The organism is Kangiella sp. M94, from assembly GCF_054926195.1.
The window spans coordinates 1,490,561-1,514,800 of sequence record NZ_CM142903.1; the positions used below are offsets into that span (position 1 = coordinate 1,490,561).

The 24,240-nt window shown below is 43.3% G+C and carries 26 protein-coding genes; 11 read left to right on the plus strand and 15 right to left on the minus strand.

Translation table 11 applies throughout. The features are described 5' to 3' along the window. Nucleotides 1-34 precede the first annotated feature (34 nt). A complete protein-coding gene (locus tag ACYTXU_RS06815) occupies nt 35-1,678 on the minus strand; it encodes an acyl-CoA synthetase (RefSeq protein WP_462205860.1) in 1,644 nt (547 codons plus the stop codon). An 8-nt stretch (nt 1,679-1,686) separates the two neighbouring features. After that, entirely contained in the window at nt 1,687-2,808 is a 1,122-nt protein-coding gene (locus ACYTXU_RS06820; protein WP_462205861.1) for an HpcH/HpaI aldolase/citrate lyase family protein, read from the minus strand. Nucleotides 2,809-2,972: 164 nt separating this feature from the next. Between ACYTXU_RS06820 and ACYTXU_RS06825 the strand changes: the two genes are divergently transcribed. After that, on the plus strand, nt 2,973-3,965 hold the full coding sequence (locus tag ACYTXU_RS06825) for an HpcH/HpaI aldolase/citrate lyase family protein (protein WP_462205862.1): 993 nt from the start codon (nt 2,973-2,975) through the stop codon (nt 3,963-3,965). Nucleotides 3,966-4,031: 66 nt separating this feature from the next. On the opposite strand, the gene ACYTXU_RS06830 is transcribed toward ACYTXU_RS06825, so the two are convergent. Further along, nucleotides 4,032-6,278 (minus strand): carbohydrate binding family 9 domain-containing protein, encoded by a 2,247-nt coding sequence (locus ACYTXU_RS06830; RefSeq protein ID WP_462205863.1) that lies wholly within the window; start codon nt 6,276-6,278, stop codon nt 4,032-4,034. Nucleotides 6,279-6,469: 191 nt separating this feature from the next. Further along, nucleotides 6,470-7,705, minus strand: a complete 1,236-nt coding sequence (locus ACYTXU_RS06835) for a choice-of-anchor H family protein (protein ID WP_462205864.1) — start codon at nt 7,703-7,705, stop codon at nt 6,470-6,472. 221 nt (nt 7,706-7,926) lie between these two features. Here ACYTXU_RS06835 and ACYTXU_RS06840 point away from each other — a divergent pair, with 221 nt between their 5' ends. The 7 genes from ACYTXU_RS06840 to ACYTXU_RS06870 all read left to right on the plus strand — a co-directional run bounded on the left by ACYTXU_RS06840 (nt 7,927) and on the right by ACYTXU_RS06870 (nt 12,825). Then, the gene (locus ACYTXU_RS06840) at nt 7,927-8,658 is read left to right on the plus strand and encodes an FAD-binding oxidoreductase (protein ID WP_462205865.1); all 732 of its coding nucleotides are present in this window, start codon (nt 7,927-7,929) and stop codon (nt 8,656-8,658) included. A gap of 28 nt (nt 8,659-8,686) precedes the next feature. Beyond that, nucleotides 8,687-10,420 (plus strand): dipeptidyl-peptidase 3 family protein, encoded by a 1,734-nt coding sequence (locus tag ACYTXU_RS06845; RefSeq protein WP_462205866.1) that lies wholly within the window; start codon nt 8,687-8,689, stop codon nt 10,418-10,420. A gap of 148 nt (nt 10,421-10,568) precedes the next feature. Then, nucleotides 10,569-10,961, plus strand: a complete 393-nt coding sequence (gene tusD / locus ACYTXU_RS06850) for a sulfurtransferase complex subunit TusD (protein WP_462205868.1) — start codon at nt 10,569-10,571, stop codon at nt 10,959-10,961. Between the two features lie 5 nt (nt 10,962-10,966). Then, complete coding sequence (gene tusC / locus ACYTXU_RS06855; RefSeq protein WP_462205869.1) at nt 10,967-11,332, plus strand: sulfurtransferase complex subunit TusC; 366 nt, start codon at nt 10,967-10,969, stop codon at nt 11,330-11,332. A 10-nt stretch (nt 11,333-11,342) separates the two neighbouring features. Beyond that, nucleotides 11,343-11,615, plus strand: a complete 273-nt coding sequence (gene tusB, locus ACYTXU_RS06860; protein ID WP_462205870.1) for a sulfurtransferase complex subunit TusB — start codon at nt 11,343-11,345, stop codon at nt 11,613-11,615. A 9-nt stretch (nt 11,616-11,624) separates the two neighbouring features. Beyond that, nucleotides 11,625-11,951, plus strand: coding sequence for a TusE/DsrC/DsvC family sulfur relay protein (locus ACYTXU_RS06865; protein ID WP_462205871.1), 327 nt, complete (start codon nt 11,625-11,627; stop codon nt 11,949-11,951). 217 nt (nt 11,952-12,168) lie between these two features. Beyond that, nucleotides 12,169-12,825 carry an MlaC/ttg2D family ABC transporter substrate-binding protein gene (locus tag ACYTXU_RS06870; RefSeq protein ID WP_462205872.1) on the plus strand — a complete coding sequence of 219 codons (657 nt, stop codon included), beginning with the start codon at nt 12,169-12,171 and terminating at the stop codon, nt 12,823-12,825. 64 nt (nt 12,826-12,889) lie between these two features. Here the strand turns inward: ACYTXU_RS06870 and ACYTXU_RS06875 are convergent, their stop codons facing one another. Beyond that, nucleotides 12,890-13,363 carry a redoxin family protein gene (locus ACYTXU_RS06875; protein ID WP_462205873.1) on the minus strand — a complete coding sequence of 158 codons (474 nt, stop codon included), beginning with the start codon at nt 13,361-13,363 and terminating at the stop codon, nt 12,890-12,892. 104 nt (nt 13,364-13,467) lie between these two features. On the opposite strand from ACYTXU_RS06875, the gene ggt reads away from it, so the two are divergent. Beyond that, entirely contained in the window at nt 13,468-15,210 is a 1,743-nt protein-coding gene (ggt, locus tag ACYTXU_RS06880; RefSeq protein ID WP_462205874.1) for a gamma-glutamyltransferase, read from the plus strand. 61 nt (nt 15,211-15,271) lie between these two features. Here ggt and ACYTXU_RS06885 read toward each other — a convergent pair whose 3' ends face one another. Next, nucleotides 15,272-15,457, minus strand: coding sequence for a PspC domain-containing protein (locus ACYTXU_RS06885; protein ID WP_462205875.1), 186 nt, complete (start codon nt 15,455-15,457; stop codon nt 15,272-15,274). Between the two features lie 765 nt (nt 15,458-16,222). Here ACYTXU_RS06885 and pheA point away from each other — a divergent pair. Beyond that, nucleotides 16,223-17,428 carry a prephenate dehydratase gene (pheA, locus tag ACYTXU_RS06890; RefSeq protein ID WP_462205876.1) on the plus strand — a complete coding sequence of 402 codons (1,206 nt, stop codon included), beginning with the start codon at nt 16,223-16,225 and terminating at the stop codon, nt 17,426-17,428. Nucleotides 17,429-17,438: 10 nt separating this feature from the next. After that, entirely contained in the window at nt 17,439-18,476 is a 1,038-nt protein-coding gene (locus ACYTXU_RS06895; RefSeq protein ID WP_462209375.1) for a 3-deoxy-7-phosphoheptulonate synthase, read from the plus strand. Here the strand turns inward: ACYTXU_RS06895 and arfB are convergent. From arfB to ACYTXU_RS06940, 9 genes are all read right to left on the minus strand, one after another. Then, a complete protein-coding gene (gene arfB, locus ACYTXU_RS06900) occupies nt 18,473-18,889 on the minus strand; it encodes an alternative ribosome rescue aminoacyl-tRNA hydrolase ArfB (RefSeq protein WP_462205877.1) in 417 nt (138 codons plus the stop codon). The genes ACYTXU_RS06895 and arfB overlap by 4 nt on opposite strands. A 3-nt stretch (nt 18,890-18,892) precedes the next feature. Beyond that, on the minus strand, nt 18,893-19,867 hold the full coding sequence (gene trhO / locus ACYTXU_RS06905; protein WP_462209376.1) for an oxygen-dependent tRNA uridine(34) hydroxylase TrhO: 975 nt from the start codon (nt 19,865-19,867) through the stop codon (nt 18,893-18,895). Between the two features lie 264 nt (nt 19,868-20,131). Beyond that, nucleotides 20,132-20,347: a helix-turn-helix transcriptional regulator gene (locus ACYTXU_RS06910; protein ID WP_462205878.1), complete on the minus strand. Its 216-nt coding sequence runs from the start codon at nt 20,345-20,347 to the stop codon at nt 20,132-20,134. Beyond that, complete coding sequence (locus ACYTXU_RS06915; RefSeq protein ID WP_462205880.1) at nt 20,347-20,772, minus strand: hypothetical protein; 426 nt, start codon at nt 20,770-20,772, stop codon at nt 20,347-20,349. The genes ACYTXU_RS06910 and ACYTXU_RS06915 overlap by 1 nt, the downstream gene beginning before the upstream one ends. Before the next feature lie 107 nt (nt 20,773-20,879). Next, on the minus strand, nt 20,880-21,560 hold the full coding sequence (locus tag ACYTXU_RS06920) for a M48 family metallopeptidase (protein WP_462205881.1): 681 nt from the start codon (nt 21,558-21,560) through the stop codon (nt 20,880-20,882). Between the two features lie 24 nt (nt 21,561-21,584). Further along, nucleotides 21,585-21,878: a GIY-YIG nuclease family protein gene (locus ACYTXU_RS06925; RefSeq protein WP_462205882.1), complete on the minus strand. Its 294-nt coding sequence runs from the start codon at nt 21,876-21,878 to the stop codon at nt 21,585-21,587. A 31-nt stretch (nt 21,879-21,909) separates the two neighbouring features. After that, entirely contained in the window at nt 21,910-22,419 is a 510-nt protein-coding gene (locus tag ACYTXU_RS06930; protein WP_462205883.1) for a C40 family peptidase, read from the minus strand. Nucleotides 22,420-22,509: 90 nt separating this feature from the next. After that, a complete protein-coding gene (locus tag ACYTXU_RS06935; RefSeq protein WP_462205884.1) occupies nt 22,510-23,505 on the minus strand; it encodes a serine/threonine protein kinase in 996 nt (331 codons plus the stop codon). Between the two features lie 12 nt (nt 23,506-23,517). Next, complete coding sequence (locus ACYTXU_RS06940) at nt 23,518-24,222, minus strand: DUF502 domain-containing protein (protein WP_462205885.1); 705 nt, start codon at nt 24,220-24,222, stop codon at nt 23,518-23,520. Between the last annotated feature and the right edge of the window lie 18 nt (nt 24,223-24,240).

Below are 24,240 nucleotides of genomic sequence, written 5' to 3' on the forward strand. Positions count from 1 at the left end.
TTCCTATAGGTTTAATCACTTTGCGGTTCATGAGTTAAAGTAAATGTTGTTCTAAATCTTTCAGCAGCTTCTTGCGAAGCACTTTGCCATTCTTGGTACGAGGATAGTCACGCACCAAATAGACTTTCTTTGGGGCTTTGTACTTTGCCAACTGATGTTGGCCATAATCTAAAATCTGCTCTTCTGTAACTTGTTTTCCTTGCTCTGGTATAACACATACCACAACCAACACTTTATCTTTGCCAACTTCCTCCCCCAAAGCAACACAGTCAGCAACGTCAGGATGAGCTTTAATAACACGTTCTATCTCATGTGGTGAAACACGAAACCCGAAAGTATTGATAATGTCGTCTTTGCGACCTAAAAACCAGATATAGTCCTGTTCATCACGCTTGGCATAGTCACCGGTAAAAAACCAGCCATCATGAACCGCCTTTACCGTTTCTTCTGGCAGATTCCAGTAAGATAAAAATAAACCAGGATCATCGGCCCGAATACAAATCATCCCTTCTTCGCCATTTGCCACAGCTTGCAAGTCTTCATTCAACAGCGCAACCTGATGCCCAGGTTGCACAAAACCGGCAGCCCCTGGCACAACTTTGGCTTGTTTATGCTGAGAAATATAGTAAGAAATCTCGGACATACCGATTGCTTCATAAATCGGAGCATTGAATCGCTCCTCCCACAAAGATTGCATTTCATCGGAAAGGTGTTCGCCTGCGCTCATGCAATGTTTAAGGGATGGTAAATCTTTACCACTGAATTCAGTCTTTTGAATAATCTGCCGATAAATGGTGGGTACACCGATGAAAATACTGCACTCGTGCTTTTGAATCAATTTCGGCCAGGTATGCGCATCATTATGTCCTTCATAGGCAATCACAGTATGGCCATGCAATAATGGATCCATCAGCGCGGAACCTAACACATAGGTCCAGTTAAATTTGCCGGAATGCATAATACGCTCGGTGACACCTTCCTGAAAATCAAACCAGTAACGACTGGCTGGCAAGCGACCTAATAGAGCTCTTTGCGCATGCAGTACACCTTTGGGGTAGCCAGTAGTCCCAGACGTATAAACAAGATAGGCGGGATCGTTTACAGCGGTTTTGACCGGTGTAAATTCTACTGATACACCATTCAACGCATCATTAAAATCAACTAAATGAAATTCATCGGATTGCGGTAACTCCCCGGTCCCCGTTAAGAACACGATTTTAATGCCCGTATTCTTTAATTCGCCTTCTAATTCTCGCCACATGGATTTGTGGGTAACAAGCACACTAGCCTGTGAGTCATTTGCCAGATAAGCGACCTCATTGGCAGCCAACAAAGTGGACGTTGGGACGGCAATCGCAGAGTATTTAATCGCCCCGAAAAATGCTACCGGATATTCCAGAGAGTTAGGCAGGCGAATTAATATTCGATTTTCCACGTCGACATTCAAAGATTGCAAGAGGTTTGCAAACTGTGAAGTTTTCTGAGCTAACTGAGCATAAGTTACCTGACTGGTTCCTAGTGACTCATCTTCGACAATAAGCGCTGCTTGATTGGCTTTCTCGGTACTCGCATGCTGATCGACACATGCCTCGCAAATATTAAAGTGACTGGGCAGTTGCCATTGCCACTCGTCGATATCCTGATTGTAGTGAACAATGCTTTCAAAGGAATATTTCATAATAATCCTTAAATCATTCCATACGGCCAGTTCTCACGGATCACATGAACCGGTAAGCGTTTCAGAACGTCCAGGGCAAAAGCCTTATCTTTCTCATCCAGCGATTTCAGCGCATAGGCCCGTAGCAAACTTTGCAGCGCTTTACCAAACATAGGAGGATCCAGCATTTCACCTTCAAACTTAATTGCACCGCCTAACAAAGCATCGGCATCAATTGCTGCTTGCAGCACTTTAACGTTACGCTCAATCTGTAATGGCGATGGTGTGAACGCCACTTTACACAAATGAATATGAAATGGATGAATGACCTGCTTACCTGTTAATCCCATTTGCGCTTCAACCAAAGCATGGCGATGCACTACATGAGACTCTCTTTCGCCATGCAAGTCTAACCAACGACGAACGTCATGTGGCTCAATGTAATTTTCGGGCATCGGTGTTTTATTGATTAAAACTTCAACGCCACCTATCACACCTGTGCCGGCAATGCGTGCTTCCAGCAGTAACATGCGTAGATAAGTTTTCAGTTCATCAATCCAGCCTTCGGGAGTGAGATGAATAGCCATTGCTTTAGAAAAGTCATGAATACCAAACACCACATGGCGCACGGTTGAGTACTGCATCAGTTCAGGGGATATTTTCAGAGAGCGTGGATGTTCAATAATAGGTTGAATTTCAATCTTAGGATTAACACTGACCAGCCATGATGACAAGTCGCGAATTTCAGCTGCCCCATACACCTCGCCCGCTTTGGCTAAAACGATCACATCAATATAATCAGACATGTCACGGATAAGCTTCAAGTCTTCTTCATATTCGTCGGTTCTGAAGGGATTTATACGAACTGCGATTTGAAAGGTTCGACTCTCAAATAATGGGAGTTCTTGACGTAATAACTCTCGGCTCATGGCTTTCTGCCGACAACCATCCTCAAGATCAAATAGCAAAGTGTGCGCACTGGTATTGTGTGCGTACTTACGCATGCGAGCAGAGGCCTGCTCCATCGTTTCATAAACACCATCGGCCGGAGAGTACTTAACTGGTGGATAATACAGCTGAATTCCTGGCCAGAAGCCCCCCAACACGATCTGTTCGTCTACTTTTTCCAAAAAAGAATGCTCTTGCATCATTTTAACTAATCCGACCAGTTATTTGACATAAATAAATCATATTCAAACGATTATTTCAAATTTTTGTTTGAATTTTATTCGGCGCACGATAGTATTAATTAGACATCGCACCCAGCTAATAGGTTGCAACTTAAATTATCTTATTGATAAGTAAGGAGAATATAGTGAGTTCAATGGTTCATCCTAAAGATGCATTATTTGATGCCGAAAAGCCGTTTCCGGTCATTCCAAGCTGCGAACACTTCGCTGGCAGTGAAAAATTAATCCGAAAAGCACTCGAAATGCAGGATACCATTGGCCCCGTATTCGACATCACCTGTGACTGCGAAGATGGCGCCCAGGCTGGTAAAGAAAAAGAGCATGCGACCATGATTGCCGAAGTGCTTTCAAGCGATGCAAACAAGCACAAAATGGCTGGCGTCCGAATTCATGACTACCAGCATCCTCACTGGCAAGCCGACCTTGATATTCTGATTCCTAAAATTGGTGACATCGTTACTTACTTTACCCTCCCCAAAACAACCTGCGCCGCCCATACTCAGGAGATGGTCGATTACATAAAGTCCTTATGCAACAAACATGGCATTGAACGGAAGATTCCAGTGCATGTTTTAATCGAAACACATGGTGCTTTAAAAGAGGTTTGGGAGATTGCCAAAATTGATACGGTACAGGTTTTGGACTTTGGCATGATGGATTTTGTCAGTAGTCACCAAGGAGCGATTCCAGCCTCCTCCATGCGTAGTCCTGGCCAGTTTGATCATCCGCTGCTCGCTCGTGCGAAAACCGAAATGTCAGCGGCGGCTTTAGCCAATGGAGTAGTTCCTTCGCATAACGTAACACTTGATCTTAAGAATCCTTACCAAACTTACAAAGATGCAGAGCGCGCTCGTAATGAATTTGGTTTCTTACGTATGTGGAGTATTTATCCTACCCAAATTCAATCAATAGTGGACGCCATGAAACCGGATTACTCTGAAGTCAAAGATGCCGCCAATATATTAGTCGCAGCTCAAGATAATCACTGGGGCCCTATTCAATATGATGGTGAACTCCATGACCGCGCCACCTATCGTTATTATTGGCAGCTTTTAGAGCGAGCCCATGTCAGTGGATTGGCTTTGTCGGAAGAAGCACATAAGCGATTTTTTGCTTAATAATTTAAGCAAGTCGGACACAAAAAAGCAGCCTTTTTTGGCTGCTTTTTTTGCTTATATACCAGGTTAAAACTGAAATGCGTAACTGAACTTCGAAAAGAACGTTTTGCCGGTTCTTTCAAACTGATTCACGGTATCATTTTCAAATCCATTATCAGAGTACCCTAAATAAAATACAGTTCTTGGATTCCACTTATAGCCATAAAGTAATTGTCTATTAACTAGCGTTTCCTTGCTCACCTGATCAGGATTCGAGTACAAAGCGGCATTGTAATCAACATCCGTATATCTAATCACTAACTTAACATAACTGTATTCGTCAAAATGGTAGCGTGAATCAAAGTTAAAGATATCCGCTTTAAATAACTGTCCCTGCTCTACATCAAAATCAGTAAATTCCCACTCCCCATTGAAGGCCCAATGAGGTGTCACTTGCCACTTAGCAAAAAGACCATAGGCGTTTCGCTCGGCAGCTCTTGCATGGCGATAATCAAGACTGTCCCCCCACTTAATGGAATAACCTAACTGTAGCGAGTTATCAGGATAAAAAGATCCGTCATGGGAATAGTATTTTTGTGGGAACCAACCACCCTGATAAAACTCATAACTCACATTACCGACCAGGTTAAAGCCAGAACGATAAGCACCATTTGCATTCAAAGTAACAGTTGCCAGATCCCATAGCTTCTGATCAGTATACTCTGTAACTCGCTCACCTTTTACTTGAACACTATAATCCGAAAAGAAGTCATCTTTCGCCTGATCGCCATACCATACACGCTTCACTCCAAAGGCCTGTCGGTCATAACCGACCTGAGGTTTAAAACCAACATCTGTCCGAAAGTCCTTGTCAAAATCAATATGAGTAGCGAAAACATCCCAATTGCGTCCATTGTGAGAATAATTCAGTCGGTAACCTAAACCACTGCTGGTTGGAGCAAGTCCATATTCCTGCTGTAACTGTTGTGGATTTTCAGAGTCTGAATACATCACTTCATAACGAAACTCGTCGACATCTGTTATTGAATATTTACCATCAATAGCTGCCACACTATTGCTGTACCCCTCGCCTCCACGGTGGGTAACCATGCCGCCTAGTTGGGATTTTTCACCTAGGTCATAAGCATATCGAGCAGCAAATATATTCGACTCCATATTACTGCCATCTGGATTTCGTAGAGTTGCAAAGCTAGAACTCAGGCTGCCAGGAATTAAAAAAGATGTTTGCTGGTCTCTACTGGCCAGAATGCCATAAGAGTGTCCCTCAGATTTACCGATATATTTAGCGCCAAAATCTGGGTCAGCAATGGTTCTGGTATGCAGCAAAGTAAATGGCGTTCTGAAGTACTCAGCTCCTTCTAAAAAGAAAGGGCGCTTTTCTGAATAAAACAAAGAAAATTGAGCGTTAACGTCCAGTTGAGCGGCATCTGTTTCAACTTGAGAAAAATCAGGGTTAATAGTGGCATTAAGTGTTGAACTATCCGTTACTCCCCAACGCACGTCCATACCCGTCTCCCAGTCGATACCATTGCCTTGCCACTCAGGCTCGGTAGGTGGGTTGCGGGTTTGAGAATCCTGTGCCGCAACATAAGGTGTTACTTCAAGATTGCGACCACTTTCGATATTCTCGAATCCTTGTGCCTTATCGATCTGGCAAACGTAGCAATTAACATCTCGTTTCTGTGGTGACAGTGCAAAACGATGCATAAAACCACGTGGATAAAAGCGAACAAAATCAATACCCCAGGTTTTAATATTTTTATCGTCTGGGAAACGTAACACTTTAAAAGGAAGCTCAATTTCAACAGCGTAACCTGTTTCTGTAATTTTAGCGGCGCTATACCAAATACCATTCCATGAAGAGTCCTCGGAGAAAGTAATATCATCTTCAATACTGTCAGACTGAATACCTGCGGCATTAACAAAGAAGTTATAGGCTTTGCGACTATCATTAAAAGTGTCCACCTTAAAGCCAACTTGATCATCACCCCAGGTAGTATCTCGATCAGAATAAGAATAGTGTATGTTTTGCGGTTGAGGATCTTCTGCAATAAAAGCAACAAATAATGACGAGCCATTTTGAGCAATGTAGGCAGTAGTCTTGACTGGTACCGCTGTATTTTCACCTGGGCGGGTTTCATAATCCAAAGTGACTTGCGTTGCAGATTGCCAAATGGCCTCATCAAGCTTGCCGTCCAGAGTTATTTCACCTTCTACAAAGGGGACTGTCAGCGAATCGATTTGTTTAGCGAAGATTGCTGATGAAAAAAGTGCAAGCGCTAGAGAAGTAATACTAGTTTTAAACAGACACATTATAGTTTTTGAGTTTCCTTCAGAATGGTCGTTATTGTAATTTAAACAAAAGCTTATGGTGGCAAAACTTGTAACAGGATATTACAAGCAATCATAGAGTACAAGAAAGCTCTGGTCTGATCATAAACGACAAAAAAAGCAGCTGGGACACAGCTGCTTTTCAAGTGAGAAATATCTATTCCCTTTACTGCTTAGCTCTTTCTACGGACCCAGCCAAATAATCCCAGCATTGAAAGTCCAAGCAGCCCCCAACTTCCTCCACCCGAACCATAGCTGGTCGATGACGGAGGTGGGTTTACTACTGTGCTTTGTGTATCACGACCTGCATCTTCCAATGGCACTTCAAGCAGTGGCGAAAACTCACTGGACACATCGTCTAATATTTCACCGGTGTCGGCATCAATCAGCTCAATTCTGAAGTCATAGTAATCCGTTGGGTAGCCAGACTGCCATTCTGCATCAATTGAAATCACATCATCAGCGCTGGAGCCTACCACTGTAAACACAGTAGTTTCAGTTTCATATTCCCAGCTGTAACCAGGTCTTTTTTGGTATAGCACTGCATAAACATCTCTTGAGCTTTGTTCGGTGTCTACATCGAAACTAATGGTAAAATCACGATAGAATCCATCGTTATCGTTATCCGTCCAGATCTCTGTTTTAACCGTGCTCACCCAGGTATCGCTTGATACATTGCCAGACTCATAGGTTTTGTCCTCAAGCGGCAACCAACCTAAATCAGGGTCATCATATTCAGTAAAAGTATCCACCACACCTGAATAGCCATACTCAAACAAATCAATCAGTACCTCATAACGTCCCGGTGGAAAGCCACTGTTAAGCCTGGTGGTGACCGTATAATCATCAGAAGAGTTATCACCGTAAATGCTAAACACATTAGTTGTGTAATAATGCGTCCACTCACTGTCTCCATTTTTACGAATAAACATTTCAGCATAAACGTCATAATATTCATCGTAATAAGCATCCACATCAAAGTTAACGCTTAGCTTGGTGTAATAGCCATCAGCATCATAATCTTCTGAGAGATAAACTGACGCATCATAAAAATATAGATGGTTGAGACTTGAACTAGAACCCTTCTCGGATGCTTTTGGAAGTTCACTCTTCTGCGCGCGCATTGCGCTACGAGTTTTGTCAGGTGATTTATCCAGCTCAAGTTGCAACTCAGCCTTCAAGTTTGTGGTCACCTGCTTTGAGGAGTAAGTTGAAGTGCGATTAACATCAATAGCCTCTTTTTCAACTTCATTAGTGGTGCTCTCAGCTTGCTTCTCACTCTCAACTATACTGGTGGTAGCTGATTTGCCAGCAATACGAACCTGAGGCTCCCCTGCTACAACCTGTCCTGCAAACAATATCGAGGATAAGGTCACCCCAAGAGGTAATAATGTTCTTGCTATTTTCATAATGGACTCCTAGTACCCGATGCCTTTTCACTGCTTGAATCTTGCTATAAAGGCAGATAAAACCATGCAATTACTGATTAATGACTCCATTAAAACAATCGGCAACTGAATCCTTCCTGAATTAAAAAACAGACTATTTGCAAATGACTGCACGCTTTCGCTTGTGGAAATTTCAGAGCTATAACCTATAATGACAGCAAAATAGAAGATTGAGAGCTCGTATGCCATTACCCACTTTTCGTGTTGCATTAACCGAAAACCAACAAATAACGCCGAAAGTCCATAAGCTTGTATTCAAGTTCGTGGAACCAAAGCACTTTACCTACGTTCCAGGGCAGTTCGTATCCTTTATCCTGCCACACGAAGGCGATAAGCCATTAAAACGCAGCTACTCCATCGCCAACCTTGAGCAAAGCCCCGAGAACACACAATACCTTGAGATTGTGGTAGCTTACGTTGAAGGCGGTAAGGCAACTGAATTCTTCTTTAATGCTGAGCCTGGGCTAGAGATTGATATTACCGGTCCATTTGGACTCTTATACCTCCCTGAAGAGTTGCCAAAAAGGGTATTTTTAGTAGGCACCGGAACAGGGGTTGCGCCCTATCGCTGTATGCTCAACCAGCTCAATAATTATCCAGACACAGAGTTTCATATTCTGTTTGGCGCTCAATATGAAGAAGACATGTTTTATCTGGACGATTTTAAGCATGCCGCTGAACAAGATAATATATTCTTCCATCGCTGTTTGAGTAGAGAAGAACCGTTACCATCCAATTGCTCAAAAGGCTACGTTCAGCACAAGTTAGAAAGCTTTGAACCCAATCCAGAAACAGATCTAGTCTATTTATGCGGTAACCCGAATATGGTTGATGACGTATTTAATCTTTTAAAAGACAAAGAATTTGGCGTAAAACAAGTAAAACGCGAAAAATACGTATTCAGTAAGTACTAATCGATATTAGAAATATCAGGACATTATTATGAATAAGACCTTTTTTTTGAATAAAACAGTATGCACATTATCATTTGCCATCGCATTAGCACTTGGCGGTTGCAGCAATGACTCAGACACAGTTGAAACACAGGCGATTAACGAGCAACAAGCTGAAGTTACTGGTGAAACAAAAACTCCAGGCACTGATCAGGATGCTGTTAAGGAAAGTACGGACTATAGCCGCTTTGACATTTATGCGCCTTTTACGCTAACCAGTGACCTTTCGCATTTATCCGATAACCAGAAGAAAATGATTAGCCTGCTGATTGACGCTGCGAAAATCATGGACAACCTTTTCTGGAAACAAGCTTACGGTGATAAAGAAGCACTGCTAGCCAAAATTGAAAATCCTAAGGCTAAACAGTTTGCCATCATTAACTACGGCCCTTGGGATCGCCTGGACGGTAACCAACCTTTTATTGAAGGTTACGAGGTTAAAAATAAAGGCGCACAATTTTACCCTGCTGATATGACTGTTGCTCAATTCGAAGCCTGGGAGCAGGAAGATAAAGACGGGCAATACTCACTGGTGCGTCGCGATGACAGTGGCAACCTAAAACTTGTCCCGTATTCGGTTGCCTATAAAGATCAGCTTGAAGAAGCCAGTCGTTTATTAAAAGGAGCCGCCTTGCTCGCTGAAAATGAAGGTTTCAAGAAATACCTGGAGCTGCGTGCTGACGCCTTATTAACCGATAACTATCAACCGTCTGATTTGGCCTGGATGGACATGAAAACCAACCCAGTTGAAGTTGTGATTGGCCCAATTGAAAACTACGAAGATCAGCTTTTTGGGTACAAAACCGCTTTTTCCGCTTATGTGCTAATCAAAGATTTAGAGTGGAGCGAACGTCTATCACGCTTTGCTGCTTTTCTACCTGAGCTACAAAAAGGCTTACCTGTTGAAGACAACTACAAACAAGAGATGCCAGGCACAGACAGCGACTTGAATGCATACGATGTAGTTTATTATGCGGGCGATAGTAATGCAGGCTCAAAAACTATTGCCATTAACTTACCCAATGACGAACAGGTACAGCTGGCGAAAGGTACGCGTCGCCTGCAGCTTAAAAATGCCATGCGCGCCAAGTTTGACAAAATTCTGGTACCCATCTCTGAACAGTTGATTGCGCCAGAACAGCGTAAGCATATTACTTTTGATGCTTTCTTCGCCAACACCATGTTCCACGAAGTTGCACATGGCCTCGGTATTAAAAACACCATTGATGGATCTAACACTGTCCGTGCCGCACTTAAAGATACCGCTTCAGCTCTGGAAGAAGGTAAAGCCGATATTCTTGGTCTCTACATGGTCAGCAAACTGTACGACAAAGGTGAAATTAAAGATGGCGAGTTGATGGACAACTACGTCACCTTCCTTGCCGGTATCTTCCGCTCCGTTCGCTTTGGTGCATCCAGTGCTCACGGGCGTGCCAATATGGTTCGCTTTAACTTCTTTAAAGAAGCTGGCGCCTTCAGCCGCGATCCGGAGACAGGTTTGTACAAGGTCAACTTTGACAAAATGACGGCAGCAATTGATGCCCTTTCCAATAAAATCCTGACCATCCAGGGCGATGGTGATTATGAAGCTGCCAAGCAACTGTTAGAACAGCAAGGCATTATTGATGACCAATTGGCGAGTGACCTGAAAATGCTGGAAGAAAAACAAATCCCTGTTGACGTTGTCTTTAAACAAGGGAAAGAAGTGCTAGGCCTCGACTAATACTTAATCCTTTAGCAGTTTTAAGGCGTCTACGGACGCCTTTTTCATATGTCACTATTTACTTCACCGCTAGGACTGCCTGTCACTCTCTGCTAAAATAGCGCATCGCATTAACTGACCAGGCTAACAAAGCATACCGCTTTTCTTTATGGCAACTTTTTCATTACTCGTTACCGCTAATCCCTACTCTTCTCAGGGGCAGTTTAGCGCTATTCAATTTGCCAGAACCTTGCTTGAACAAGGGCACCAGCTCATGCGCGTCTTCTTTTATGCGGATGGTGTACTAGTAGCTAGTCGTTTACACGCTCCTCCCGCTGATGAAATTAATTTAACCAAAGCCTGGGCCAAGTTGGCCATTGAAAAAGATATCGAACTTGTTGCTTGCGTTACCGCCGCCAATAAACGTGGAGTCGTCAACGCAACTGAGGCAGAGCGTAATGCCTTAACCGGTGACAATCTGGATCCAGCTTTTGAAATCAGTGGTCTCGGACAATTAACAGAAGCGATGCTGGAAAGTGATCGCCTCATTACATTTGGATGAATGCTATGAATAAATCCATTTGTATTGTATTTAACAAAGCACCCTACGGCTCACAAGCCGGCCGTGAGCTACTGGACATTGCTTTAATGGCAGCAGCTTTCGATATGCCCATAACAGCTGTTTTTGTTAAGCACGGTATTTATCAGTTATTAAAAGGACAAGAGCCGGATATTCTTAATATCAAAAATCACTCGGCCACTTTTAAAGCACTGCCATTGTATGGCATTGAAGAAGTGCTTGTTGAACAAGCAGCCATGCAACAATTCGCTCTAACTAAAGATGAGTTAATTGACATCGAAGATCTAAAAATGGTGGCAAGCGACCAAATAAAAACGACAATCTCGCAAAGCGATTTTGTTTTAACACTGTGAAGGTTGGTTTATGAAAAGCCTGTATATTATTAACCAGCCACAAAAACTTGATGAAGCATTACCTTACATCAGTGAGCATGACGGTATTTTGCTAATTGAAGATGCTGTTGTATTGGCTGCCGATGATACAAAACAGTTATCAGGTTTAAAACAGTATGTTTTAGAGGAAGATCTCATCGCTCGTGGATTACATGAAAAAGCTGAAAACGGATGGGAATTGGTCGACTACCCTAAATTCGTAAAATTGACACTAGAATACGACAAATCAGTTTCCTGGCTGTAAGGTTTAGTGATGAAAGACTTACTGGCAGAATTACCACGAGATAAACAGGGTTATTTAACCGAGCCAAGCCTTTGGAATGAAGACATTGCCAACGCCATTGCCAACGAAGAAGGCATTGAGCTGACCGATGACCACTGGCAGGTAGTATGGTACGTTCGCAAGTTCTACGAAGAGTTCAATACCAGCCCTTCGATTCGCCCATTAGTAAAGTATTTGGCGAAAGAGTGGTCACCGGAAAAAGGAACCAGTATCTATCTGCACATCCTGTTTCCCGAAGGCCCCGCTAAGCAGGCTACTAAAATTGCCGGATTACCCAAGCCCGCGCGCTGTATCTGACATCAACAAACAAGCTTAACCAGTTGATTTACCAATAGTTATTCAATTGTATCCATAATGTGTGAGGTGTTACAAATTTCACATTAAGCTTGTGTTAAGTTTGATTGTTTAGGATAGCAAGCAATAGTAAAATAACAGCCAATTTAGAAATGGCTATTTCTGACGTTAATAGCGTCTAAGCATAACAACCAAATATTGATAAGGTTAAGGTGAACCTATGAAACGCATCATTAATCAAGTGCTTGCAGTGTTGGTACTTATTGGATTGAGCTTTGCCGCAAATGCAAAAGTCGACCCGAAAGTACACTTAGAAGAAGTGACGAAACAAATCAGTAGCGAGATTCTTGAAAATAAAGACAGAATCAAAACTGATGCTGATTATGCTAAAGGGCTGATTGAAACTTATTTGCTTCCTGAAGTGGACACTGAGTACATGGCCAAGCGTATCTTAGGTCGTGAATACTGGACCGAGTCCACAGAAGAGCAGCGCCAGACCTTCATTGATCAGTTCATCAGTTTGTTACTTAACAGTTATGCCAAAGGCTTGGCTAACTACGAAGGTCAACCAATCACCTATGAAGACACCCAATACTCAACCAGTGGCAACACAGCCAATGTCCGTTCTGTGATTGTTCCTCAAGAAGGCGAGCCCATCCTGATTGATTATCGTCTTAAGTTGGGAGCTGACGACAAATGGTTGGTAACTGACGTCATTATTGAAGGTGTTAGCATGGCTAAAAGTTATGCCACTCAATATCGTGAAAGAATTGCTCAAATTGGTATTGAAGCAACCTTGAAAGAACTGGCCGAAGAAAACGAAAAAGCAAAAAATGCCACTGAAATTAGTGACGAGCAAGCAAACCAGAAATCTTAATAATCGAACATTGAAAAAAGGCCAGTTTTCAAGCTGGCCTTTTTTCTATTAGATGAACTAATTATTATAGTTTACTCAAAATATTTTCCGCAGAACTTTTTTCGAAGCCCTTCTCGTCAACTTCCAGCGCTTTTACAACGCCGTCATCAACAATCATGGCAAAACGTTTGCTGCGTACCCCCATCCCAAAGCCGGTAGCATCCATTTCGATACCCATTGCTTCGGTAAAGTCAGCATTGCCATCCGCCACCATCATAATGTCATCAGCATTTTGAGCTTTACCCCAGGCATCCATCACAAATACATCGTTGACCGACATACAGGCGATGGTATCAACGCCTTTAGACTTGATATCATCTGCTTGCGCCACGAAACCAGGTAAGTGCGCTTCACTACAGGTAGGGGTAAAAGCACCAGGCACAGCAAATAAAACGACTTTCTTGCCTGAGAAAATCTCATCGGTTGAGATATCCTGTGGCCCATCTTTGCTCATCACTTTCAGGGTTACGTTAGGTAAAGTATCACCTACTCCAATCATAGTTATCCTCTATATTTCTCTGTTATTTGAACTATTATCTTAACGCTATATTTATTTATAGGGCAAAGTTTATTAGAGTGCCAGTACACCACAGGAGAAAATTCATGAAACTATTATTCAGAAACCTCGCTCTGTTCACATTATCACTAGGCTTATCCGCCACAATGCTTACAACAAGCCTGCAAGCCGCCGACCGAGTGACTGGTAAAGACTTCGCCACACGCTCTGAAGTTATTGCGCAGCATGGTATGGCGGCAACCAGCCATCCTTTAGCGACCCAAATTGCTTTGGATGTCATGAAGCAAGGTGGCAATGCCATTGACGCGGCCATTGCAGCGAATGCTGCTCTGGGCTTAATGGAACCCACCGGTAGCGGCATTGGCGGCGACTTATACGCCATTGTCTGGAGCGCCAAGGACAAGAAGCTCCATGGCCTCAATGCTTCTGGACGCTCGCCTCTTGGCTTATCTTATAACGAGTTGAAAACTGAACTCGATCAATTAAATCGCCACGATCTTCCGCCCTACGGCATGTTACCCATATCAGTACCGGGCGCAGTTGATGGATGGTTTGAATTACACGATAAATTTGGCAAATTGCCAATGAAGCAAGTTCTAGCACCGGCGATTAGCTACGCTGAAAATGGATTTCCGGTTACTGAATTGATTGCTTACTACTGGAACCTGAGTGTTCCCCGCCTAAGCCCGCAACCCGGCGCTTTCGCTGAAAGCTTTACCATTGATGGCAAAGCTCCTCGTAAAGGCCAGATATTCAAGAACCCTGATTTGGCAAATACCTACCGCACTCTTGCTGCAAAAGGTCGTGATGCTTTCTATAAAGGTGAAATCGCGCGCAAGATTGATGCTTTCATGAAAGAAAATGGCGGCTACCTGCGTTACGAAGACTTTGCCAAGCACACTTCAGACTGGGTTGAGCCGTTAGGTGTTGATTACAAAGGCTACACCTTATGGGAGCTGCCACCCAATGGTCAGGGAATCGCTGCGTTGCAAATGCTGCAAATTCTTAAAAATTTCGATTTAAAAGCCATGGGCTTTAATAGCACGGAATCTTTGCACACACTGGTTGAGGCTAAAAAACTGGCTTTCGAAGATCGAGCCAAGTTCTATGCAGATACAGACTTTAGCGAGCAGCCCATTGATGAGCTGATATCAGAGGAATATGGCAAGCACAGGGCTGAGTTGATTGGTAAACGTGCGGCTCGCACGGTTCAAGCTGGCAACCCCAGACTTGAAGAAGGCGACACTATTTATCTGACCACAGCCGATAAAGACGGCAACATGGTGTCCCTGATTCAAAGTAACTATCGCGGCATGGGTTCTGGCGTAGTCACTCCGGGACTTGGCTTTGTGTTTCAGGATCGTGGCCAATTATTCTCCATGGATCCTAAGCACGCCAATGTGTATGAACCCGGTAAGCGCCCTTTCCACACCATCATTCCAGCCTTTATCACCAAAGACGGTAAACCCTTCATGAGTTATGGTGTGATGGGAGGAGCCATGCAGCCACAAGGACATGTACAAATCCTGATCAACATGGTGGATTATGGCATGAATGTTCAGGAAGCAGGCGATGCGCCACGTTGGCAGCATATGGGCTCAACAGAACCGACGGAAAGCCAGGCAGCTTATTTGAAAAATGGTGGCTATGTTGAGTTTGAATCAGGCGTACCACAAGAGGTGTTGCGTGACTTACAGCAACGTGGCCATGATGTTCGTTTTGGTAACGGTGGCTTTGGTGGTTACCAGGCCATTATGTGGGATAAAGAAGAAGGCGTTTATTATGGTGCTTCAGAGTCTCGTAAAGATGGACAAGCAGCTGGATATTAAACGACACATTGAGTCATCAGAAATAGCCTCTGGTAAATTACCAGAGGCTATTTTATTATTCCTATACTCCCTCTTCTGGCATCACAATCCATAAAACCAAATAAACAATGACTCCTGCAAAGGCAGTGAAAATAGTCAATATTGCATAGAGTAAGCGAGTTGGATTAGGCTCCCAGCCCAACCACTTGGCTAGCCCACCACAAACTCCTGCAATCACACGATCTTTAGTACGTTTAAGTTGTGCCATAGAACTCTCCTTATTACGTAACATCTACCATCACAGCATAGCAGTAGCTTCCTCTTTGACCAACAAGGAGTCTGTAAATCTTTGTGATAGTACCGGAATTGTTAAGCAAACAGGAAAAATGATTTGAAAGGTACTGAGAAGGAAAAGGCGAGCCGCTACAGACTGCTCAGTCATACAGTCATATAGCGACTCTGGGGTAGAACCTTACGTAAAACAAATTAAGAAAGGTCTTAGTTAGCTTTCCTTCAGCTATATACCGATTGTCCATCATGGCGAGTATTCAATAAGCAAATTTGAGTTGGCTTAAGCGAGAAATCAAGCCACTTATTAAATACTATCCCGAACCGTTAATGTTTTACTAACAGTGATAAACCGCCATTTGTCATTCCGCAACATCCCTTTACGTTATGACAGTGCAAACAACCGGTAGTGGAAAGCGAACGAAATGAATTCTACACAACACTCTCAGATATATCTACACTTGACTCCATATTCAAGCAAGTTCATATAGCCTAAGTGAATAAGCGGAAGGTTTAACAAATAATACTGTTGACAGAATCATCATAGCTAAATACGATTGAGTCATGAACAAGCGCATCCAACAGTTTTACTTTTATTTCTTTACTCTGAAATTTTCGGAGGAGTCTTGTTCGCATAGTTAAAAGTTAAAAAGTAAAACACAAAGAACAGCTGAAAAACCTCCCTCCAGGGAGGTTTTTTTTTGCCTACAGCATTTTAAGAGAGCACCATTTAAGAGACTAAGACATGAATAAACCAGAAGCAGATCTAAATCATCTTCGAGAGGCGATCGGTAATCTCGACTCAGAACTTCTCAATATATTTGCTCAGAGGCGTCAACTGAGCTTGCAAGTTGCCGCCTACAAGCTGGCAAATAAAGGTGAGATTAGAGATGAGAGTCAAGAAAAGAAATTACTTGCACGCCTTATTGATAAAGGGAAAGCGTATGGCATAGCCCCTAACACAACACTGACGCTATTCCACAGTATTATCGAAGACTCAGTAAGGAGTCAGTATGATTTTTTTCTACAGGAACAGCAGGAAAATCAAGTACAGACAACCCAGGTAGCCGTTCTTGGGGAACCGGAATCATACAGCCACATAGCCTTAAAGAATCACTTCTCAACAAAAAGGCAGCAGCTACGGACGGTTCATTGCCACTCCTTCATGCAAATCTTCAAGGAGGTAGACAATGGTTCCGTGGATTTGGGTATTGTGCCAATCGAAAATACTACCTCAGGAAACATTACCGAAATCTACGACCTGCTTGCAGAGCATCATCTTAAAATAGTCGGTGAAGAAAAACTAAAAGTTCGTCATTGCCTGGTAGGCACTGAACAATCTTCTATCGAAACGTTAAGAAATGTGTATTCACATCCTCAAGCGATTGCCCAATGCAAAAAGTTTTTCCTTGAGCATCCTCATATCGAGAGTCATTTCCGCAGTAGCTCCAGCTCAGCAATTAAGCTAGTGGCCGAATATCAGAATCCAAGCATTGGTGCCATTGCCAGCGAGCAAGCAGCCGAACAGTCTGGGTTAAAAGTTTTATCCTATGCTATCAACAACTACCAGGAGAACTACACTCGGTTCTTATTGATCGCAAAACAGGACATTCGAGTTCCATCCGCGATACCAGCCAAAACCACTTTAGCTCTGGAAACCGGACAGCAGCCGGGTGCCCTTCTCGACTGCTTGCAGATCCTGAAGAAGTATCAGATCAATATGAGTAAACTCGAATCGCGTCCAATCCCCACCCAACCTTGGCATGAACGCTTTTATATTGACCTGGAAGGCAATACGGACGATGACAATGTATCGAAAGCTCTGATGGAACTTGAAAAAACTGCCAACACATTACATTGCCTAGGTTGTTACGCGAAACATGATGTTGTCGCTACTAAGCTGGACACCTCGATTATTGAACACTCGGAGCAAAACAATGAACTCAGCTAACCCCATACCAATCAAACAGACTAAAGTTGAGAATGCCAATATTGAGCGACTTGATCTGCTGACACCACCACAGCAGCTCAAACATCATCTGCCGCTATCGGGACAGGCCAAACGTACGGTCGTAAACAGCCGTTCAACCATTCAGAAGATTTTAAACGGCCATGATAAAAGGCTCATGGTTATTAGTGGCCCCTGCTCTATTCACGACATCGACAGTGCAAAAGAATATGCCACAAGGCTGCATAAACTTCATCAGGAGTATAGCGATAAGCTTTTCATCATTATGCGAGTGTATTTTGAGAAACCGAGAACCAATATTGGCTGGAAAGGTTTGATAAATGATCCAGAATTGGATGGTAGCAATAATATTAACCTGGGCCTTCGTAAGGCTCGTTCACTTCTGCTATGGCTTGCAGAATTAGGGCTGCCCGTAGCCACTGAAGCGCTCGACCCCATCTCTCCACAATACATTTCCGATCTCATCAGTTGGTCAGCCATTGGTGCGCGTACCACCGAATCGCAGACTCACCGCGAAATGGCATCGGGGTTATCGATGCCAGTCGGCTTTAAGAACAGCACCGACGGTTCGCTTGATTCAGCTGTCAATGCCATTCTGGCTGCATCATCGCCGCACAGTTTTATTGGTATAGACAACAGTGGTCAAACCGCCCTGCTTCATACGCGAGGAAACCCTGACTGCCATATCATTTTACGGGGCGGAACTCAGCCGAACTATGATCAACAAAGCATTGCTAACTGTATTAACAAGTTGCAGCAAAAAAAACTTAATACAGCGGTTATTATCGATTGTAGTCACGGCAACTCGAACAAGGATCATAACAATCAGCCCAAGGTCATGCAGGATGTGGTTAAACAAATCATAGCGGGCAACCACCACATTAAAGGCGTCATGTTGGAGAGTCATTTAAGAGAAGGAAATCAGTCGCTCGGCACTAATCTAACCTATGGACAATCGATTACGGATAGCTGCATTAGTTGGGAAGTCACAGAGAAACTGTTAAAAGATACCTTTGAAAGCTTGAATTAGATTTGCGGTTTCTTGCGCATCGATTTCTTTTGCCCATGTTGCGTTTTTTTATCGAGACGTCGTTGTTTTGCAGCTTTGGATGGCTTGGTTTTGATGCGCTTTTTCTTGGGCTTGGCAACCGACTGAATTAAAACGCGTAAACGCGACAGGGCATCATCACGATTTCGCTCTTGGGTACGATGTTTTTGTGCTTTGATCACCACCACTCCATCTTGAGTAATGCGGTTGTCATTGAGCGCTAACAATTCAGTCTTGTAAAACTCAGGTAATGAGGATGCGTTAATATCAAAACGTAAATGAATCGCACTAGCAACTTTATTAACGTTTTGACCACCCGCGCCTTGCGCACGGATGGCGGTTAACTCTATTTCAGAATCAGCAAGAACAACATTGTTTGAAATGACCAAAGGCATAACTTAACGCTTGGCCTTTTGCTTTTGCGCTTGTTTCTGCAGATCTTTCATACGCTTTTTCTGTTGGCGGCGCTGTGCAATTGCAGTAAGCACGTCAGAACCAATATGCTCTTCACCGCGCGCTTTTGCCAGTTGCACCTGACGTTCACGCTCTGCATAACGCTGGCGTTGTTCGGGAGTTTGCTGATCAAAACAATGAGGACAACTCACGCCTTTCTCGTATTTCTCGTGTTGCATTTCTTCTGCAGTAATCGGCATACGACAGGCATGGCACTGGTCATACTGACCTTTCTTCAGGTCATGATCCACAGCAACTCGATTATCAAAAACAAAGCACTCGCCTTCCCATAGAGTATCATCTTTCGGTACTTCCTCGAGGTACTTCAAGATACCGCCTTCCAGATGGAAAACATTTTCAAAGCCCTGCTCTTTTAAATAGGCAGTCGACTTTTCGCAGCGAATACCGCCAGTACAGAACATGGCCACTTTTTTATGCTTACTGGGATCGAGATTTTGTTTAACGTACTCAGGGAACTCGCGGAAAGTTTCTGTGTTTGGGTTAAGTGCGCCTTTGAATGTGCCAATCTGAACTTCGTAATCATTACGAGTATCCACCAGCACCACCTCAGGATCAGATATCAAAGCATTCCAATCTTTTGGTTTCACATAAGTCCCCACCACACGCTTCGGATCAATGCCCTCAACGCCCATGGTCACGATTTCTTCCTTCAGTTTGACCTTGGTGCGGTAGAAGGGCATCTCTTCATCATAGGACTCTTTATGGTCAATATCAGCCAGACGCTCGTCATGCTTGAACCAGGCCAGAAGAGCATCAATCGCCTGACGTGTTCCCGCCACAGTACCGTTGATACCCTCTTTCGCCAATAGCAAAGTACCTTTGATCTCATTCTTAAGCATCACATCCAGCAATGGCTGACGGATAGCCTCGAAATCATCAAGGGAGATAAACTTATACATGGCGCAAACGACAATCGGATGCGTCGTTTCGTTATAAACAGAAGATGATGTAGACACAGCAGACGATTCTGCTGAAACAGATTTGGTTTGACTCATTGTTACCTCTCGCTCGCTGGAACGTAAAACCAGTGCAAAATTCTGGCGCGATTGTAACGGTTTTTGAAAGCGATGTGTAGGGTTTGTGGTTACTTTTTAGCCAAGTTAATAGTCACGCTCCCAACTATATAAGCCATTTAAGGGTTCTTTCAGCTTAGCCTTTCCGACTCATTCTTCCCATGCGAACACTTCTTCAATCCCAACACCAAACACATTGGCAATCTTAAATGCTGTTTCAAGAGATGGAGAGTACCGCCTTTGCTCTATTGCAGCTATCGTTTGTCGAGTAACTCCAACGGCATCACCGAGCTCTGCTTGAGTCAAGCCGGAAGCTTGTTCTCGTAACTCCCGGACTTTATTGACGATAGGTAATTGCTTTGCCATTAGTGAATAACCGAGCGAAAATAAAATATTTGTGCGACATACTCAAATAACTGACTCAAAATGAGGCTGCCAAAAACGGTATAAAACAGCAGATGTCCGTTATAGGTGAATAAGTAAATCCCTAATGAGCTTACAACACAAAAGGCAAGTACAAAGCTGGATGCTGCGCCTGCTCGAGCAAATATTAATTTTTCACGCTCATCGTTGCCACTGCTAGCATCTTTCGGAGAAAGTACAGCCAAAAGTATATGACCAATGACTGCAATGATGACCAGTATCACTGTATAAGCTATTAAGCTCGGAAATATAGGCGGTACAAGTTGTCCAATCTCTTTCGAGATTAGAATAACAGAATAGGTATATAAGATCGTTGCAATTACCAAAGCCAAAAGCATTAACCAGGCTGATTTTTCTTTAAATGACATATCACCACCCAATGTTAAAAATATTTAACATTTATGGTAGAGCTAATTTTTCGACATGTCAAATATTTTTAACATTGCTCATGATAGATATCAGACAGATGATTGTCTCAACACCACACCTTATGCCCATGTTGTTTAAGCCACTGCTCTGACTCTCGGTAATCAGTACAATTGGCTTCAACCAGTTGCCAGAAGTGGCTGGAGTGATTCATGTATTTCAGATGGCACAGTTCGTGGATAATTAAATAATCTTGCACGGAGATCGGAGCCATCATCAAAAGCGGGTTAAATTGTAATACACCTTTGGCGGTACAGTGCCCCCACTTGGTTTTGGTCTTACGGAATCGAACGCCTTGGACTTTGTCATCCAAACCCATGGCTGAAGCGATTTGCCAGACTCTAGGTTCGAAGCTTTCTTTAGCTTGCTGCAGCAACCATTTCTGAAGTTGTTTTTTAAGATAGTCTTCTTCAAGTTGGCGAGCTTGAATATAAAGCATATCGCTCTCTACCCTAACCTGATTTTTTCCACGCGAAAGGCTAAGCCTATATTCTTTGCCACAAAACAAAATGGCTCCACCCTCTTCAAGCTTTAAGCGCTCGCTGTTCTTTTGCTGTTGGAGTTTTAGCTTTTTTAAAATCCAGGGCTTTTTGAGTTCTACAAATTCGTCAATCCAGTTTTGTGGTGCTTTTAAGGGTGCACGCACTTCAACACCTTCGTCACGTATATAGATGACCAGGGTTTTACGCTTGCTACGCGTGATGGTTAGCTTAAAGGCTTGGTGTTGCATTGATAATGGTTTATGACCTATGGCTTATAGTTTTATATTACTTTTAGGCGGAATCTCATTAACTATTAACTTACCCGATGCCAATAGTTTTTTCTGTTCTCTGGTCAGCCGCTTAACTTTAATTTCTGCTTTAAGCGCTTCAGATTTACTTTCAAATTCGGTGTGGTAAATCATGGTCAACGGCTGTCGGCCACGCAAGTACTTGGCGCATTTCGGGCCATTGGATTGGTGTTCTTCAAAGCGACGATGCAGATCATTAGTGATACCTGTGTATAAGGTGTCATCACCGCAACGTAAAATATACAAATGCCAGTTCATTAGATTGATTTACTCATTATTTATTCTTTACTTACTCTTTATACAGGCGACCAGCGCGAATCAGGCGTGGTTTAAAATAAGGATTATCCATAGTGGTAATTGAAACGGTTTTGCCGCTCGAAGGAGCGTGAACGAACTGCTTATTGCCGATATAGATGCCGACATGCGATGGTTTGCCATTGATACGGTAAAACAATAAGTCACCAGGCTCCAGTTCATCCAAGGTTACCGTTTTTGAAGCTTGTAACTGATCCCTCGAAGTTCGCGGCACATAATCACCGACCTGGGTATGGGTAAAATAGACCAGTCCGCTGCAATCAAAGCCCTGCTGAGGCGTTGAACCACCATAACGATAGCGTTTGCCCAGCATCGATTGAGCCATTCTGGCAATATTCTCACCTTTGGTGGAGCCTTGCTCATCAGTTTTTACTTCACTGGACTGTCGTGTATCTTTAGCCACTCGCTCAGGCGAACTGGAGCAAGCCCCAAGCCATAGGCCCGAGACAGTAATCAGAATTAATAGTAAGTGTCTTTTATGCATTGCTCTACCCTAGCAGATGAAATCTGAACTTACCCTAAACCAGCGCACATTCATTCTATGCCCTCGCTAACACAAAGATATAACCTTATATCATAAGTTTGGCAACTCTAATGTCGGCTCTTGCAGCTCTGCAAACTGGCTACGCAAATCAAGAATTTGCTCTTCCCAGTAGCGAATCGAATCAAACCAGGGAAAAGCCTGCTGAAATGCAGGATCGCTCCAGCGCTTTGCCAGCCACGCACTATGATAAAACATGCGTAGGGTTCTTAATGGCTCGATTAATTTTAGCTGCTTTACTGGAAACTTTTGAAACTCTTCATAACCCTCGATTATTTCTGCTATCTGCGATAGCTTTTGTGGTCGCTCACCGGACAATAACATCCATAAATCCTGCACCGCTGGCGCCATCCTCGAATCATCAAAATCCACAAAGTGCGGATTGTCATCACGCCATAAAATATTACCAATATGGCAATCGCCATGAGTCCGAATATAGTCAAGCTCCCCAACTTCCTGCCACTGCCGGTTAACTTCTTTCAGTATATCTTCAGCTAGAGTTCGATAAGGCAGATGGTACTCACGAGGTACTGCATGCTCCATCAGATATTCAAAGCTTTGCTGGCCAAAAGTTTCTACAGTTAAGCTGGGGCGAAACTGATAAGGCTTGATCTCACCCAAGGCGTGAATGCGCCCTATAAATCGGCCCAAAGTAAACAAGCTATCCAGATCATCTAGTTCCGGTGCATGGCCACCTTTGCGCGGATACAGAGCATAATAGAAGCCGTCATACTCAAACAGAGTTTTGCTGTGCAGTGACAATGGCGCAACGACCGGTAACTCAGATTCTGCAAGTTCGGTGGTAAACTCATGCTCTTCTAGAATTTGTTCTTGCGTCCATCTTTCTGGACGATAAAACTTAGCAATGATCGGCTGCTGCTCTTCAATACCGATTTGATAGACTCGATTTTCATAGCTGTTCAAAGTTAATATTCGGCCATCACTATAAAACCCCAGGGCTTCAATCGCATCAAGAATGAAATCTGGGGTCAGCTTATTAAAAGGGTGTGCTTGCGACTGCTCGCTCATAAAAAGTTAGCCTTAATCATCGCCGCCCTTATTTTTCTTGGCGTCTTTCTTAGAGTCTTGCTCAGAATCATTTTTATCTTTATTGCCATTCTTATCTTTCATGAGATCGGCTTTGTCTGGCGTGACGACAGATTTATCCGTTCCCATTGATGCAGTTAGCACTTTCTTCATGGCATCGCTGGGTGACATATCCAGATCTTTGCACTTTGACTTTGGCATGAAGAATGTGAAGCCACCAATTTGATAGCTCATGGGCACATAAACAGCAACCAACTCATCACGCTCTCCCAAGCTAACATCACTGGCGGTAACAAACCCAATCACCTCGACACCCTCGCTCACTTCGCACAAAACTGCCTGCTTCAAGTCTTCGTCTTTATCGGGGGACAGGAAACGCATGATCTCATTAAAAGCGTTGTAGATGGTGTTAACAAAAGGAATGCGTTCCATTAACTTATTAAGCCCTGATAGAATCAACTGCCCCAGATAAAACTTAATCAAAAGCCCTAAGCCAAATATCAGTAGCAGGCCTAAAATCAAACCCAATCCCGGCCAATAAGCATCTTCAGAAATAACCAGCAACAAAATCTCACGCAGATAGGTTTCAAGCGTACCTAGCAACCAACCAATCAGGGCAATGGTTAGCAAAATAGGCAGAATTGCAATCAATCCCTGCAGGAAAATTGCACTAATATCTTTCATACCACCAATTTTCATTTATTCATTATTCCATTC